Genomic DNA, 14,638 nt, shown 5'->3' on the forward strand with positions numbered 1-14,638 from the left:
CGATGAGCTGAATCAGATGAGCTGAGTCTCGTCCAGCAGGCGCAGCGATCCGGGCGACGCTTCGAACCGATGCGCGGACCCGTTGGCGAGCACCTGGCCGGGCCGGGGGAGCGTACCGCCGGAGACATGGTCGATGATGGCTCGGATCACGCCGCCGTGGGTCAGTACGATGACGGACTCTGCTCGCGGGGCTGACCGTCGGCGCGCGTCGCGGGCGATGGTGTGGAGTGCGGCGATGGCGCGTTCGCCCACCTCGTGCAGAGACTCCGCTCCGGGAACGTCGGCGTGCCAGTCGCCGTACTTCTGGATGTATTCGCCGACCAGCATGCCCTCGCCGTCGCCGAACTCGCGTTCGCGCATGTCGGGCACGACCCCGGCGACGTCTATCCCGAGTTCGCCCGCGATGATCTCGGCGGTCTCCGACGCACGGACCAGAGGGCTGGTGTAGATCGCGTGATGCGTGACGCTTCCCAGATGCTCCGCCGCTCGACGCGCGTCGGCTCGTCCGGTCTCGTTCAGGGGGATGTCGGTCGATCCCTGGATCCTTTTGGCGAGGTTCCAGTCGGTCTGTCCGTGGCGGACGAGGGTGAGGAGTGTCACGTGAGGTGTTCCTGAAGGGCGGGGAGCACGTCGCTCGTGCCGGCAGCGATGGTGACATGCGCCCACGCATCGGCACGAGTGGGCTCGTGATTGACGATGATCAGCGGGATGCTGCGGCGACGCGCACGCTCGACCAGTCGAACTCCGGAGTTCACCACGAGTGACGAACCGGCGACGATGAGGGCGGTGCTGGAGCGAAGCAGGGACTCTGCGGCGCGGAAGCGATCCTGAGGAACGTACTCGCCGAAGAAGACGACGTCGGGTTTCAGCATGCCGTCGCACACGGTGCAGGTCGGGATCAGAAAGCCCTCCGTGCTCTCCGGCAGGACGTCGCCATCCGGCGACAGCACCACGTTCTCGGGAACGGTGATCCACGGATTGAGTTCCTCGATCTGCACCGCGATGTCGCGCCGGTCGAACACCTGTCCACAGCGGAGGCACAGCACGCGACGCATGGTCCCGTGGACCTCGATGACGTGCGAACTGCCCGCACGCAGATGCAGTCCGTCGACGTTCTGCGTGATCACGCCGGAGACGACACCGGCGGCCTCCATCTCGGCCAGAGCGGCGTGGCCGCGATTCGGCTGCGCGTGCGCGAAGGCCCGCCAACCGAGATGGCCGCCCACCCAGTAGCGACGTCGAGCGGCCTCGTCGCCGAGATACGTCTGGATCGTCATCGGATCGCTCCGAGTCCTGACTCCTTCGCCGCGGTAGGCAGGGATGCCGGAGTCCGTCGAGATGCCGGCACCGGTCAGCAGTGCGACTCTCCGGCCCCGGAGCAGATCCGCGGCGTGGGCCACCGTCGCCGACACGTCGGCAGTGCTCGAAACGCTCACAGGACCTCCCTTAGCGAGTCTACGACGTCCCGCGAGGGTGGCACGCGGGGGCGGCACGGGCGGGATGGCAGACTGGGAAGCGTGGAACTGCTGCGTGTGACTACTGCCGACGATCGACGTCTGGACGATTACCGCGGACTCACCGACACGGCTCTCCGAACCGTGCGGGACGTGGCCGGCGGGCTGTACATCGCCGAGTCGACCAAGGTGATCGCGCGTGCGGTCGCGGCCGGTCATCGCCCTCGCTCTCTCCTCGTGCAGGAGCGTCGGATCGACGACATCCGCGAGATCGTCGGCGACCTCGACGTGCCGGTCTACGTCGTCCCCGACGAGGTGGCCGAAGCGTTGACGGGTTTCGCCGTGCACCGTGGCACCATCGCATCGATGCACCGTCCGGAGCTGCCGACTGTCCGCGAGGTGATCGACGGTGCCGACGTCGTGCTGATCCTCGAGAACATCGGTGACCACACGAACGTCGGAGCCGCGTTCCGCGCGGCCGCCGGTCTCGGAGCAGACGCGGTGCTGGTGTCGCCCGGCGGCGCCGACCCGCTCTATCGGCGCAGCGTCCGGGTGAGCATGGGCACCGTGTTCCAGGTGCCATGGACGCGCATCACGGACTGGGAGCAGACGGTTGAGGACCTTCACATCGAAGGGTTCGACATCGCTGCGCTCGCCTTGAGCGACGACGCGATCACGCTCCAGGACTATGTGGCGACCCGTCCTGAGCGGGTCGCGCTGGTGATGGGCTCGGAAGGCGACGGTCTTTCACGCACCGCGATCGACAGCGCCGATCAGGTCGTCACGATACCGATGGCCGGGGGAGTCGATTCACTCAACGTGGCCTCCGCGGCCGCGGTCGCGCTCTGGGCCCTGGGGTCCTGACGGCGGGTCAGCGCGGCTCGGGCCGGACGATCGGAGACGGGTCCGGGCGCTTCGCGACGACGTGGTCGCCGGACGACTGATGGCGAAGTCGTCGGAGCACCCACGGCACCAGGTGCTCGCGTGCCCACCCGAAGTCCTCTGACCTCGCCTCCCGCCAGGTGCGCACCGGGAGAGGCTGCGGCTGCATGGCCTCGAGATCGTTGGGCACGTTGAGGGCGCGGAGCACCATGCGTGCGACCTCGTGGTGACCCAACGTGTTGTAGTGCAGCCGGTCGTCGTCGAAGAACCGCATGTCCTGCACGACCTTGAGAGCCCACTGGTCGGCGACCACGCAGTCGTGGCGCTCGGCGATCGCGCGGACGTTCTCGTTGTAGATCGCCACCTTGCCGCGGAACGCCCGGAACACCGGTGTGAAACCGGTGTCGATGCCGGTGAAGACGACGACGGTGGCGCCCGTGGATGCGAGACGGGTGACGGCATCCTCCAGCTGGACGGCGATGGCATCCGGGTCGGTGCCCGGCCGGATCACATCGTTTCCTCCGGCGCAGATCGAGACGAGATCGGGGCGCAGCGCCACGGCGGGCTCGATCTGATCCGCCACGATCTGGGAGATGAGCTTCCCGCGGACGGCGAGGTTCGCGTAAGCGAAGTCATCGACCTGCCCTCCCAGCACGTCTGCGACACGATCCGCCCATCCGCGATGGTTGCCGGGAGAAGCGGGGTCCGGGTCACCGATTCCCTCGGTGAACGAATCACCCACGGCGACGAAGCGCCGCCACGGGTGCGCGCTGGCGTTGTCGGGGTCAGAGATCTGCGTCGAATCCTGGTCGGTCATCCGGTTCACTCCTCTACCTACGCACGGCCGTGGACACCGCGGCGCACCGTCCGAGCCTACCCGTCCAGGCTCCTTCGAAGGAGGGCGCGCCCGGCGCGGTACGGGACTGAACCGGAGTGTCGGTGGGAGCGATTATCGTGGACTCGATGCTCTCTCCCTCCTTCCCTCAACGTGCCCCGTGGGGAACGGCGAGCAAGCTGCGCGCCTGGCAGCAGGAGGCGCTGGACGCCTATTTCCGCGCCGATCAGCGCGACTTCCTCGTCGCGGCCACGCCCGGCGCAGGAAAGACCACGTTCGCGCTCACGCTCGCCGTCGAACTCCTGCGGACCGGCGAAGTCAACCGTGTGATCGTCGTCGCGCCCACCGAGCACCTCAAGACGCAGTGGGCAGATGCTGCCGCACGTGTGCACATCCGCCTGGACCCGCGCTTCCGCAACAGCGACTGGGCACCCGCCCGGCACTACCACGGCGCTGTCGTCACCTATGCGCAGGTCGCGGCGAAGCCGTCGGTGCATCGGCACCTGACCGAAGACGCGAAGTCTCTCGTGATCCTCGACGAGGTCCATCACGGCGGCGACGCGCTCAGCTGGGGCGATGCGATCCGCGATGCATACGGGCCCGCCGTGCGCCGACTGCTCCTTTCGGGAACGCCGTTTCGCAGCGACACGGCCCCGATCCCGTTCGTGCAGTATCTCCCCGACGAATCGGGTGCGCGCGTATCGAGCACCGACTACGCATACGGTTACGGTCGCGCTCTCGCCGACGGAGTGGTGCGGCCTGTCCTTTTCCACATGTACGCCGGCAAGATGCGCTGGCGCACGAGTGCCGGTGACGAGCTCGAGACCCATCTCGGTCAGGACAACACCAAAGACGTCACCTCCCAGGCGTGGAGGACGGCGCTCGACCCCGAGGGGGACTGGATGCCGGCGGTGCTCTCCGCCGCGGACCGCCGTCTCACCGAAGTCCGCCACCACGTGCCGGACGCCGGCGGTCTGGTGCTCGCCACCGATCAGACCGTCGCCCGTGCGTACGCGAAGATCCTGCACAGCATCACCCGCGAACAGCCGACCATCGTGCTCTCCGACGACGCGTCGGCGTCCGAGCGGATCGAGAAGTTCTCGGAGAGCAACGCCCGCTGGATGGTCGCGGTGCGAATGGTGTCCGAGGGGGTGGACGTGCCGCGTCTGGCCGTCGGCGTGTACGCCACCTCGTCCTCGACGCCGTTGTTCTTCGCTCAGGCCATCGGGCGCTTCGTCCGCGCACGCCGACGAGGCGAGGCCGCGAGTGTCTTCCTTCCCAACGTCCCCGTGCTCATGGGGCTGGCCAACGAGATGGAGAAACAGCGCGATCATGCGCTCGATCGCCAGACCAAGGACGAAGACGGCCTCGACGACTCGCTGCTGGAGAGTGCGAACCGCGAAGAAGAGACATCGGATGCTCTGACACAGGAGTTCAGCTACAAAGCACTCTCGTCGGTGGCCCACTTCGATCGAGTGGTCTTCGAAGGTGCCGAGTTCGGCCAACTCGCTGAGCCGGGTACCCCCGAGGAAGAGGAGTTCATCGGCTTCCCCGGCCTCCTCGAGCCCGAGCACGTGCACGAGCTGCTCATGCAGCGGCAGGCGCGCCAATCGAAGCACCGGGAAACGCGGGAGACGTCGGCCGATCCGCGGGAGACGACGACCCTCCCCGCTCCGCTGCACCGTACTCTGCGGGAACAGCGCCAGCTGCTCAACAGCCTCGTGGGCCTGTACGCGCGGCAGGCGGGTGAACCGCACGGCGCCGTTCACGCCGAGCTCCGCCGCATCTGCGGAGGGCCTGCCGTGGCGCAGGCGACCGTCACACAGCTTCAGGCGCGCATCGAGGTGCTGCGCAAGCGCGTACGCTCCTGAGCGGGTTGCGCGTACCCCCGGCCCGCTCGCGTTCGGAGCCCCGAAATGCTGGCAATCCCCGCCTCGGCACCACCCGCGCCGGTATCCGCAGCTAGCGTGGAACGGTTGCCCGCACATCGGGCTCCGCGACACCTGGAGGATCCATGACAGTGCCTGCCGCAGCTGAGCCGACACACGCCGATCGAACCCGATGGGCACGGTACCTCGTCGAAGAACGCGCCGAAGGATTCGTCTACCAGAAGCTGGCTGCGCGCCGCACGGGCGAGGAACAGGAGATCCTTCTGCGCCTCGCGGACGCGGAGAAGCGGCACGAGCAGCACTGGCTGGATCTTCTCGGTGGTGAGCCCCGTCGGTTGCCGCGCGCCGGCATCCGCTCCCGTCTGCTCGGCTGGATGGCTGGGCGCTTCGGCTCCATCTTCGTCCTCGCTCTCGCCCAGAGCGCCGAGGCGCGTTCGCCTTACGATTCCGAGCAGTATGCGACTCCCGCCATGCGGGCCGACGAGAAGGTCCACTACGAGGTCGTGCGTGGTCTGGCGGCTCGGGGGAGGAGGCGGCTCTCCGGATCCTTCCGCGCGGCCGTCTTCGGCGCCAACGACGGTCTGGTGAGCAACCTCGCCCTGGTCCTCGGCATCGGAGCGACCGGAGTGAGCTCTGGCTTCGTGCTCTTCAGTGGCATCGCGGGGCTTCTCGCAGGAGCGCTGTCGATGGGCGCGGGTGAGTTCGTCTCCGTTCGTTCACAGCGGGAACTGCTCGCCGCGACCGAAGCCAATGAAGACGCTGCGGATGCTGCGGGCGACCTCGACATCGACGAGAACGAGCTCGCGCTGGTCTATCGCGCCAGAGGCATCGGACACGAAGAAGCGCTGGCACGCGCGCACCGCATCGTCACGGCCGCGCAGGCCGGTGTCCGCCGCGCGGCGACCGCACCCGTGCGCATCCAAGGCGGCGACGACCATGAGATCGTCGGAAGCGACTGGACGGCGGCGATCTCGAGCTTCCTGCTCTTCGCCTCGGGGGCGATCGTTCCGGTGTTGCCGTGGCTGTTCGGTCTGGAAGGGGCTGCCGCCATCATCCTCGCCCTCATCCTGGTGGGGATCGCGCTGCTGAGCACCGGAGCGATGGTCGGCGTCCTCTCCGGCGGGCCCCCTCTGCGCCGTGCGCTTCGTCAACTCGCAATCGGTTTCGGTGCCGCGGCGATCACCTACGTGCTCGGTCTGGTGTTCGGTGTGGGCGCGCTCTGAGCGTCCGCGCCGACGCGGCGCTCCGGTACGACGAAGGCCCCCGATCCGTGGATCAGGGGCCTTCCTCGTCTTGTGCGCGGAGGGGGACTTGAACCCCCACGCCCTTACGGGCACTACGACCTCAACGTAGCGCGTCTACCATTCCGCCACCCGCGCAGGTGTTGGATGATCGTTGCCGACCGAAGAATGAGATTAGCACGTTCTGAGACCCGCCTCGAACCGAGCGGTACGCCCGGGCGTGGCACCGCTCTTCGATAGCCTGGGACCATGATCGATCCCTCTCTTCCCGAGGTCGTCCGCATCGCCAGTGAGCTGATCCGCTTCGACACGTCGAACTTCGGGGCCGGCAACGCCAAGGGGGAGCGGGAGGCGGCGGAGTACGTCGGCGCCTACCTCGAGAGCCTCGGGCTCGATGTCGAGTACTACGAGCCGATCCCGCGCCGCACGAACCTGATGGCGCGCGTCCCCGGCCGAGACAGAGACAAGCCCGCATTGGTCGTGCACGGCCACCTCGACGTGGTCCCCGCGATGGCGGAGGACTGGACGGTGGACCCGTTCGCCGGTCTCGTGAAGGACGGGATGCTGTGGGGGCGCGGTGCGGTCGACATGAAGAACATGAACGCGATGATCCTCACCGCGGTGGCCGACATCCTGCGTTCGGGGGACAGGCCGGAGCGCGACCTGGTGCTCGCGTTCTTCGCCGACGAGGAGAACGGCGGGGTGGAGGGATCGGCCCTGGTCGTGCAGAACCGTCCGGAGTGGTTCGAGGGCGCGACGGCCGCGATCAGCGAGGTCGGGGGCTACTCGATCACCGTCGACGACCGGCGCGCGTACCTGCTGCAGGTCGGGGAGAAGGCGATGATCTGGATCCGACTGGTGGCGAGAGGCAGGGCCGGTCACGGCAGCCGCCTGCATGACGACAACGCCGTGACGAAGCTCGCGGAGGCGGTGGCCGCGATCGGTCGCACGAGATGGCCCATCCATCTGACCCCGACGACCGAGGCGCTTCTGGCGGGACTCGGCGCCATGACCGGCCGCGGTACCGACGATCCCGACGCGCTTGCCGGCGCCGCCGGACCCGCAGAGGCGTTCCTCCGTTCTTCGTTCCGCACGACCACCAACCCGACGGCTCTCGCCGCGGGGTACAAGCACAATGTGATCCCCGAGCGTGCCGAGGCGCTCATCGACGTGCGTGTGATCCCCGGCACCGAAGATGACGTGCTCGCGGAATTGCAGCGGATCGTGGGCGACGAGATCGTCATCGAGACCGTTGTCCGCGACATCGGCATGGAGACACCGTTCGAAGGCGAACTGGTCGAGGCGATGGTGGCGAGCATCGGACGCCACGATCCCGGGGTCCCGGTGATTCCCTACCTGTTGGGAGCCGGAACCGACAACAAGGCGCTCGCCTACCTCGGCATCACCGGCTACGGCTTCGCCCCGCTGAAGCTGCCCGCCGACCTCGACTTCACGGGCATGTTCCACGGTGTCGATGAGCGAGTGCCCGTAGAATCGCTTGTCTTCGGCCAGCGGGTGCTGGCCGATCTGCTGCGCACCTACTGAGTGCCCCCGCCCGCTTCCGCGCCGTTTCTCCCACAGAAGGCTGTCCATGCACCTGCTCGAAGCACTCATCCTCGGCGTCGTCCAAGGACTCACCGAGTTCCTGCCGATCTCGTCCAGCGCTCATCTGCGCATCCTCGGCACCTTCCTGCCGTCCGGGGAGGACCCCGGGGCCGCGTTCACGGCGATCACGCAGATCGGCACCGAGGCGGCGGTCGTGGTGTTCTTCTGGCGCGACATCGTCCGTATCGTCACGCAGTGGTTCCGCTCGCTCGTCGGCAAGGCTCCGCGAAACGACCCGGACGCGCGGATGGGGTGGCTGATCATCATCGGCAGCATCCCGATCGTGATCCTCGGTCTTCTCTTCCAGGACCAGATCGAGACGGTGCTCCGCTCGATGTGGATCGTGGCGATCATGCTCATCGTGTTCGGCATCCTGCTCGGAATCGCCGACCACGTCGGCGCGAAGCGCCGCAAGCTCGGGGAGCTGACGTATCCGCACGGGATCGCGTTCGGGTTCGCACAGGCGCTCGCACTGATCCCCGGGGTCTCTCGATCCGGCGGCACGATCACGATGGGTCTGTTCCTCGGCTACGAGCGCGCTGCCGCAGCCCGCTACGCATTCCTCCTCGCCATTCCCGCCGTGTTCGGCAGTGGCTTCTATCAGGTCTTCAAGAGCTGGGGCGAGCCCTCGTTCTTCTCCTTCGGCGACACCCTCGCAGCGACGGGCATCGCCTTCGTCGTGGCGCTCGGCGTCATCGCGTTCTTCATGAACTGGATCTCGAAGCGCAGCTTCCTGCCGTTCGTGATCTACCGCATCCTGCTCGGCTCAGTGCTGCTCGTGCTGCTCGGCACCGGCGTCATCGCCGCCTGATCGCGGATCCGGCGCGTCCGCACGGGCGGAGTCCCGGCGGCCGCGAGAGATCAGCGCTTGTGGTCGCCGGGCGCGTCGCCCCGGCGGCGAAGGTAGCGCTCGAACGCCTGCGCGATCGCGTCGCCGGATGCTTCCGGAGAGTCCCAGGTGTCCCTGGTGCGTTCGAGCTGGTGGATGTATTCGGCCATGTCCTCGTCTTCGGAGGCCGCTGCGTCGATCGACGCCTCCCATGCTGCGGCCTCCGTGCGGAGGTGACGGCGGTCGACGTCCACACCGGTGAGCTCCTCGAGGCGATCCAGCAGCGCCAGGGTGACCTTCGGGGAGGGTGTCGCCGCGGCGACGTAATGCGGGACGCTTGCCCAAAGGCCGGCGGTGGGGATGCCGGCGCTCTCGGCGAAGTGCTCGAACACGCTGAGAATGCCGACGGGACCCTCGTAGAGGGAACGCTCGAGACCGTGCGCCTCACGTACCTGCTCGTTCTGGCTCGAGGCGAAGATCGAGATCGGGCGGGTGTGGGGAACGTCCGCGAGCATCGCGCCCATGGTCACCAGACCCGTGATGTCGTCCCGGAGTGCGATGTCGATGAACTCCGAGGCGAACGCCTGCCAGGTGCGCGCCGGCTCCACACCCGTGAGCAACCAGAACTCGGGGCCGGGTCCTGGGTCTCGCGGACGCCACAGTCCCGCCTCCGGCCATTTCAACTGCCGGCGACCCTCTGCGTCCATTCGGGTCGACGGACGTGTGTACTGATAGTCGAAATACAACTCGGGGTCGACCGAATGCACCAGGTCGTAGTCTGACGATGAGCGCAGCGCCTCGACGGCGCCACTGGCTGCTTCGCCCGCGTCGTTCCAGCCGTCGAAGGCGGCGATGATGATGCGTGAACCGAGAACATCCATCATGGGCTCCCTTCGAGATCGAGGACGTATCCCTCCAGGCTAGTCCGCGGCGACAGGATGTGGGCGGCACCCGGCTAGCATGGGGTCGGTGAGTAGAAAGCCCCGCGCGGTCCTCTGGGACATGGATGGAACACTGGTCGACACCGAGCCGTACTGGATGGCGGCGGAGACGGCGCTGGTGGAGTCGTATGGCGGCTCCTGGTCCCACGAAGACGCTCTGCAACTGGTCGGCAACGGTCTGATCGACAGCGCGATCATCCTGCAGAACGCCGGTGTCGCGATGGACCCCGAGGCGATCGTTGCCCATCTGACCGACGTCGTCCAGGAGTTCCTCCGCACCCGCGGGGTGCCGTTTCGACCCGGGGCGCGCGAGCTCCTGGCTGAACTGCGAGACGCGGGGATCCCGACCGGGCTGGTCACGATGTCCCTGCGGCGGATGGCGCTCAACGTCGTCGATCTGATCGACTTCGAGGCCTTCGACATCGTCGTCGCCGGCGACGACGTCAGCAATCCCAAACCGCATCCGGAGCCGTATCTGCAGGCCGCAGCGCTCCTCGACGTCGACATCGCCGATGTCGTCGTCATCGAGGATTCGCCGACGGGTCTCCGCGCAGGACTCGCGTCGGGCGCGGTCACGGTCGGGGTCCCGCACATCGTCTCGCTGGATGATCTCGGCGCCCACGAGCTCTGGACCACGCTGGCCGACCGCGGTGTGGCGGACTTCGAGGCTCTGTTCGACGTCAGCGACGCAGTGGCGGGAGCGAACCGATGACCGGATCTCTCGCCAGACGGCCCAGCGGTCCCTTCCGGGTGGGCGACCGTGTCCAGCTCACGGGGCCGAAGGGTCGCCTGCACACCGTCACCCTGCGCGAAGACGGCGAGCTGCACACGCATCAGGGTGTGCTGCGGCACAGCGACCTGATCGGACTGCCCGACGGCTCGGTCGTGCCGAACAGCTCCGGTCATGAATACCTCGCGCTGCGACCACTGCTGCGCGACTTCGCCATGTCGATGCCTCGTGGGGCTGCGATCGTGTACCCGAAGGATGCCGCGCAGATCGTGATGCAGGCGGATATCTTCCCCGGAGCGACGGTCGTCGAGGCCGGAGTGGGGTCCGGGGCTCTGTCGCTGGCGCTGCTGCGCGCCGTGGGGCCCGTCGGCCAGCTGATCTCGTTCGAGCGCCGTGAAGACTTCGCCGATGTGGCGCGGGCGAACATCGAGACGTTCTTCGGCGAGCAGCCTCCCTTCTGGCGGGTGGTGGTCGGAGATCTGGTCGAGGCACTGCCGCACGAGACCACGGCAGGCACCGTCGACCGCGTCGTGCTCGACATGCTCGCCCCGTGGGAGTGCATGGATGCCGTCGCCGACGCCCTCACCCCGGGCGGCGTGGTCCTCTGCTACGTGGCCACGGCGACGCAGCTCTCCCGTGTCGCCGAGTACATCCGCGGAACCGGCCTCTTCACCGACCCGGAGGCGTCGGAGACCATGGTGCGCGGGTGGCATGTGGAAGGGCTCGCGGTCCGTCCCGATCACCGCATGGTCGCGCACACCGGCTTCCTGCTGACCGCGCGTCGGCTCGCCCCCGGGGCCGTGGCTCCATCGGTGAAGCGTCGCGCGTCCAAGAGCAGCTACGGCGATGTCGACGTCGAGCAGTGGACCCCCGGGGCGGTCGGTGACCGGGAGATCACCGACAAGAACCTGCGAAAGCGCGCACGGGAGGCGAGTAAAGCGGCCGAAGGGGCACGCCTGGCCGCGACGTCGCGCGAATCGGACCGGTCGACGGAATAGACTGGAGGGCGTGCGTAAAACGTCCGCCGTTCTGGCCTCCCTCAGCCTTGCTGCCCTCGCCCTGACGGGCTGCACCGCCACGGCGCCCTCCGACGGCGCCTCGTGCGAGCGAGAGGCCGATGCGAAGAGCATCCAGGACGCGGTGACCATCGAGGGCGACCTCGGCACCGCTCCGGAGGTCACGGTGTACTCGCCGCTCACGCTCGAAGACTCCGCGATCGCGAACGTCATCGTGGGCGATGGCCGCACGGTCGTCAACGGACAGCAGGCCCTCACCGTGGAACTTTCGATCTTCAGCGGAGAGACGGGCGAGAAGGTCTACGCGACGGCCTACGACGAGGCGAACGGGCAGGTCTCAAACGCCGACTACTGGGCGACGCAGTCACCCGGTCTCGAGAAGGCGTTCGAGTGCGTGACCGAAGGGTCGCGCATCATCGCAGGGCTCACCCCGGACGACTTCGGCGTCGAGGCGCTCGCGGGGCTCGGCCTGTCCGATGACGACAACATGGTCTTCGTCATCGATGTGCTCGACGTGTTCCTCTCGAAGGCCGAGGGCGCGCATCAGTTCAACGACGCGAGCGGCATGCCGACCGTCGTCCGTGCTCCCGACGGCACCCCCGGCGTGATCATCCCGGACAATGACGCACCCGCCGAGCAGGTCGAGCAGACCCTCATCAAAGGCGACGGCGAAGAGGTCGCAGCAGATCAGATCCCGCTGGTGAACGTGACCGCGGTGAACTGGGACGACAAGAGCGTCGTCACGAGCACCTGGGGTCAGGGTCCTACAGGCGACCTCGCGTCGACGGCTCCCACCGTCGCCGAAGCGCTGGTCGGCCAGACCGTCGGCTCTCAGATCCTCGTCGTCACGCCCGGCGCCGAGGGCGCGGGCGCGGTGGCCTACGTCGTCGACATCCTGGGCGCAGTGACCGCGCCGACGCAGTGATGGCAGCCCGGATCCCCGCGGAGGAGCGTCTCACGAATCTCGTGGTGGCGCTGATGGCCACGGAGATCGGGCTCACCAAGCAGCAGATTCTCGACAACGTGTCGGGGTACCGCCAGCGTGCCGATGCCGGGGCCCGTTCGGACGCCCTCGAGAAGATGTTCGAGCGCGACAAGGAAGAACTGCGGTCCCTCGGCGTGCCGATCGAGACGCTCGGCGATGTCGCGGACCCGAATGACCTTCGCGAAGCGCGCTACCGCATTCCGCAGGCGGAGTACGACCTTCCGAGCGACATCGAGTTCACCGCCGCCGAGATGGCCGTGCTGCGGCTCGCCGGCAGCGTGTGGAGCGCGGAATCCGCGTCCGGCGACGCGCAGTCCGGCGTGCGCAAGATCCGCGCTCTCGGCATCGACGGAGATGAGCCGATCATCGGTTTCGCGCCGCGGATCACGGCTCGTGACGCAGCGTTCTCACCGCTGCAGGAGGCCATCGAGAAAAGCCGGGTGGTGGTGTTCGACTATCTGAAGCCCGGAGAGTCGGTGCCTCGTCGGCGCAGCATCCGTCCTCTCGCGCTCGTCGACTACGAAGCGCGCTGGCATGTGTTCGGTGTCGACGTCGATGTGAACGAGGATCGCACCTTCCTGCTCAGCCGGATCGTGGGCGACGTCAAGATCACGACGAAGACGTTCGACCCGTCCTTGCGTGACGCAGCGGGGGAGCGGGCGCTCGCGGGGCTCGAGCAGGTCGCGGCCGAGAATTCCGCGTTGCTGGAGATCACTCCCGGCACCGAGGCGGCGCTGCGGCTCGGTCGGCGCGCGACCCCTGCAGCCCAGGGGATCACGGTGCCGTTCGTCGATCTGCACATCTTCGCGGACGAGCTGGCTTCCTACGGTCCCGAGGTGCGAGTGGTCGAGCCCGCGCTTCTGCGGGAAGCCGTCATCGCACGGCTTCAGACCGTCGTCGACGCCCATCAGGGCGGGGAGGAGCCGCGATGAGTTCTCAGCCCAAGCCGTTGCTGGCCGCGGATCGCGTGCGCCTCTATCTGACTCTCGTCCCCTACCTGCTGGAGCACAAACAGGTCTCCCTCGCGGAGGCTGCGGACGAGTTCGGAGTCACGCCCCAGGAGATGCGGGGAATGGTCGAGAAGCTGACCGTGATCGGCCTCCCCGGTGAGTCGGGATACTGGCAGCAGCCGCAGGAGATGTTCGACATCAACTGGGACCTGCTCGACCACGAGGACATCATCGAGATCACCCACGATGTGGCGCTGCGGCGCGTTCCCCGATTCACCGCTCGTGAAGCGGCTGCATTGCTGGCGGGCCTCCAGATGGTCGCTGCGGTACCGGCGGTGTCCGACTCCGGTCTGGTCGCGGGTCTGATCTCCAAGCTCTCCCGAGGAGCAGCTGACGCGCCCGCCGATGTGGTGATCGCTCCCAGCGCGGTCGATGCGGTCCGCGAGGTGGTGGCACGTGGCGTGCAGAACGGCGTGGCGGTTTCGTTCACCTATCAGGCACCGGATGCCGCACCGACGACCCGAACCGTCGATCCGATGCAGATATTGATCACCAACGGTCAGTGGTATCTGCAGGGCTGGTGCCACATGCGCCGGGCCATGCGCACCTTCCACCTCGACCGCGTGAGCGAGCCGACGCTCACCGACATCCCGATCACGCACGCGGGGGACCAGGTGCCCGAGGCCTTCGCGGGTCTCGAAGATGAACGTGAGGTCACCGTCCGCGTGTCCGAACGATTCGCCCCACTGTTGAGCGGCTTTCTGCCCGCCGAGACGCTCGAGGCGGTGGACGGAACCGTGACCGCGCACCTGCACCTGGCTGACCCCCGGGGGATCAAGAGGCTCGCCGCGCGGTTCGGGGGAGCGATGGAGGTGGTCGAGCCCGGCCTGGCTCGCATCGCGACCCGTGAGTGGGCGGCCTCCGGACTCGACCTCTATCGCCACCCCGACACCGAGGATTGATCTGTAGACTGAGCATCACGCCTACCGAAGACGGGAACCAAGACATGTTCGCAGGAATGCAAGGCTGGCACCTCCTCATCGTGCTCGCCGTGATCCTCCTTCTGTTCGGTGCTGCGAAGCTGCCGGCGCTCGCGAAGAGCATGGGTCAGTCCGCCCGCGTGTTCAAGGGCGAGATGAAGGCCATGAAGGAAGAAGATGCGACGCGCAACGACGCCGTCGTCGCCGAGCCCACCACGGTGAAGGACTCCGGCGCCGACCCTGAAACTCCGCCTCGCGCCTGACCGCCCGTGGCAACGATGGAACCACCCGTGAAGCCGAA

At 67.6% G+C, this 14,638-nt stretch carries 15 protein-coding genes and 1 tRNA gene; 11 read left to right on the forward strand and 5 right to left on the reverse strand.

Annotated features, from left to right (window positions below):
• Nucleotides 1-12: 12 nt before the first annotated feature.
• The gene (locus D7252_RS14240; protein WP_120775985.1) at nucleotides 13-600 is read right to left on the reverse strand and encodes a histidine phosphatase family protein; all 588 of its coding nucleotides are present in this window, start codon (nucleotides 598-600) and stop codon (nucleotides 13-15) included.
• The gene (locus tag D7252_RS14245) at nucleotides 597-1,436 is read right to left on the reverse strand and encodes a Sir2 family NAD-dependent protein deacetylase (RefSeq protein WP_120775986.1); all 840 of its coding nucleotides are present in this window, start codon (nucleotides 1,434-1,436) and stop codon (nucleotides 597-599) included. The genes D7252_RS14240 and D7252_RS14245 overlap by 4 nt, the downstream gene beginning before the upstream one ends.
• Before the next feature lie 81 nt (nucleotides 1,437-1,517).
• Between D7252_RS14245 and D7252_RS14250 the strand changes: the two genes are divergently transcribed.
• Nucleotides 1,518-2,318, forward strand: a complete 801-nt coding sequence (locus D7252_RS14250; protein WP_120775987.1) for an RNA methyltransferase — start codon at nucleotides 1,518-1,520, stop codon at nucleotides 2,316-2,318.
• 7 nt (nucleotides 2,319-2,325) lie between these two features.
• Here D7252_RS14250 and D7252_RS14255 read toward each other — a convergent pair whose 3' ends face one another.
• A complete protein-coding gene (locus tag D7252_RS14255; RefSeq protein ID WP_120775988.1) occupies nucleotides 2,326-3,153 on the reverse strand; it encodes an SGNH/GDSL hydrolase family protein in 828 nt (275 codons plus the stop codon).
• Nucleotides 3,154-3,299: 146 nt separating this feature from the next.
• Here D7252_RS14255 and D7252_RS14260 point away from each other — a divergent pair, with 146 nt between their 5' ends.
• Nucleotides 3,300-5,042: a DEAD/DEAH box helicase gene (locus D7252_RS14260; protein ID WP_120776987.1), complete on the forward strand. Its 1,743-nt coding sequence runs from the start codon at nucleotides 3,300-3,302 to the stop codon at nucleotides 5,040-5,042.
• Between the two features lie 143 nt (nucleotides 5,043-5,185).
• Nucleotides 5,186-6,283 carry a VIT1/CCC1 family protein gene (locus D7252_RS14265; protein WP_120775989.1) on the forward strand — a complete coding sequence of 366 codons (1,098 nt, stop codon included), beginning with the start codon at nucleotides 5,186-5,188 and terminating at the stop codon, nucleotides 6,281-6,283.
• A 73-nt stretch (nucleotides 6,284-6,356) separates the two neighbouring features.
• Here the strand turns inward: D7252_RS14265 and D7252_RS14270 are convergent.
• Nucleotides 6,357-6,439 (reverse strand) — tRNA-Leu (locus D7252_RS14270).
• Between the two features lie 111 nt (nucleotides 6,440-6,550).
• On the opposite strand from D7252_RS14270, the gene D7252_RS14275 reads away from it, so the two are divergent.
• Together D7252_RS14275 and D7252_RS14280 are read left to right on the forward strand one after the other, a co-directional pair.
• Nucleotides 6,551-7,846, forward strand: a complete 1,296-nt coding sequence (locus D7252_RS14275; protein ID WP_120775990.1) for a M20/M25/M40 family metallo-hydrolase — start codon at nucleotides 6,551-6,553, stop codon at nucleotides 7,844-7,846.
• A 46-nt stretch (nucleotides 7,847-7,892) separates the two neighbouring features.
• The gene (locus D7252_RS14280; RefSeq protein WP_120775991.1) at nucleotides 7,893-8,717 is read left to right on the forward strand and encodes an undecaprenyl-diphosphate phosphatase; all 825 of its coding nucleotides are present in this window, start codon (nucleotides 7,893-7,895) and stop codon (nucleotides 8,715-8,717) included.
• Between the two features lie 50 nt (nucleotides 8,718-8,767).
• Here the strand turns inward: D7252_RS14280 and D7252_RS14285 are convergent, their stop codons facing one another.
• Nucleotides 8,768-9,616, reverse strand: a complete 849-nt coding sequence (locus D7252_RS14285) for a PAC2 family protein (RefSeq protein ID WP_120776988.1) — start codon at nucleotides 9,614-9,616, stop codon at nucleotides 8,768-8,770.
• Between the two features lie 79 nt (nucleotides 9,617-9,695).
• Here D7252_RS14285 and D7252_RS14290 point away from each other — a divergent pair, with 79 nt between their 5' ends.
• The 6 genes from D7252_RS14290 to tatA are packed head-to-tail and all read left to right on the forward strand — an operon-like array spanning nucleotide 9,696 to nucleotide 14,600.
• Nucleotides 9,696-10,388 (forward strand): HAD family phosphatase, encoded by a 693-nt coding sequence (locus D7252_RS14290; RefSeq protein WP_120775992.1) that lies wholly within the window; start codon nucleotides 9,696-9,698, stop codon nucleotides 10,386-10,388.
• The gene (locus D7252_RS14295; RefSeq protein ID WP_120775993.1) at nucleotides 10,385-11,404 is read left to right on the forward strand and encodes a tRNA (adenine-N1)-methyltransferase; all 1,020 of its coding nucleotides are present in this window, start codon (nucleotides 10,385-10,387) and stop codon (nucleotides 11,402-11,404) included. Before D7252_RS14290 ends, D7252_RS14295 begins: the two co-directional genes overlap by 4 nt.
• Before the next feature lie 10 nt (nucleotides 11,405-11,414).
• A complete protein-coding gene (locus D7252_RS14300; protein ID WP_120775994.1) occupies nucleotides 11,415-12,347 on the forward strand; it encodes a hypothetical protein in 933 nt (310 codons plus the stop codon).
• Complete coding sequence (locus D7252_RS14305) at nucleotides 12,347-13,339, forward strand: YafY family protein (protein ID WP_120775995.1); 993 nt, start codon at nucleotides 12,347-12,349, stop codon at nucleotides 13,337-13,339. Before D7252_RS14300 ends, D7252_RS14305 begins: the two co-directional genes overlap by 1 nt.
• The gene (locus D7252_RS14310) at nucleotides 13,336-14,319 is read left to right on the forward strand and encodes a YafY family protein (RefSeq protein ID WP_120775996.1); all 984 of its coding nucleotides are present in this window, start codon (nucleotides 13,336-13,338) and stop codon (nucleotides 14,317-14,319) included. Before D7252_RS14305 ends, D7252_RS14310 begins: the two co-directional genes overlap by 4 nt.
• A 44-nt stretch (nucleotides 14,320-14,363) precedes the next feature.
• The gene (gene tatA / locus D7252_RS14315) at nucleotides 14,364-14,600 is read left to right on the forward strand and encodes a twin-arginine translocase TatA/TatE family subunit (RefSeq protein ID WP_120775997.1); all 237 of its coding nucleotides are present in this window, start codon (nucleotides 14,364-14,366) and stop codon (nucleotides 14,598-14,600) included.
• Nucleotides 14,601-14,638: the final 38 nt, after the last annotated feature.

It is taken from the genome of Microbacterium sp. CGR2 (assembly GCF_003626735.1).
Taxonomy (GTDB): Bacteria; Actinomycetota; Actinomycetes; order Actinomycetales; family Microbacteriaceae; genus Microbacterium.

Excerpts from the sequence above, each read along its gene's own strand:
- D7252_RS14255 (WP_120775988.1), bottom strand. The coding sequence starts at position 3,153 with ATGACCGACCAGGATTCGACGCAGATCTCTGACCCCGACAACGCCAGC.
- D7252_RS14265 (WP_120775989.1), top strand. The coding sequence starts at position 5,186 with ATGACAGTGCCTGCCGCAGCTGAGCCGACACACGCCGATCGAACCCGA.
- D7252_RS14280 (WP_120775991.1), top strand. The coding sequence starts at position 7,893 with ATGCACCTGCTCGAAGCACTCATCCTCGGCGTCGTCCAAGGACTCACC.
- D7252_RS14310 (WP_120775996.1), top strand. The coding sequence starts at position 13,336 with ATGAGTTCTCAGCCCAAGCCGTTGCTGGCCGCGGATCGCGTGCGCCTC.
- D7252_RS14305 (WP_120775995.1), top strand. The coding sequence starts at position 12,347 with ATGGCAGCCCGGATCCCCGCGGAGGAGCGTCTCACGAATCTCGTGGTG.
- D7252_RS14285 (WP_120776988.1), bottom strand. The coding sequence starts at position 9,616 with ATGGATGTTCTCGGTTCACGCATCATCATCGCCGCCTTCGACGGCTGG.
- D7252_RS14290 (WP_120775992.1), top strand. The coding sequence starts at position 9,696 with ATGGGGTCGGTGAGTAGAAAGCCCCGCGCGGTCCTCTGGGACATGGAT.
- tatA (WP_120775997.1), top strand. The coding sequence starts at position 14,364 with ATGTTCGCAGGAATGCAAGGCTGGCACCTCCTCATCGTGCTCGCCGTG.
- D7252_RS14295 (WP_120775993.1), top strand. The coding sequence starts at position 10,385 with ATGACCGGATCTCTCGCCAGACGGCCCAGCGGTCCCTTCCGGGTGGGC.
- D7252_RS14260 (WP_120776987.1), top strand. The coding sequence starts at position 3,300 with ATGCTCTCTCCCTCCTTCCCTCAACGTGCCCCGTGGGGAACGGCGAGC.
- D7252_RS14275 (WP_120775990.1), top strand. The coding sequence starts at position 6,551 with ATGATCGATCCCTCTCTTCCCGAGGTCGTCCGCATCGCCAGTGAGCTG.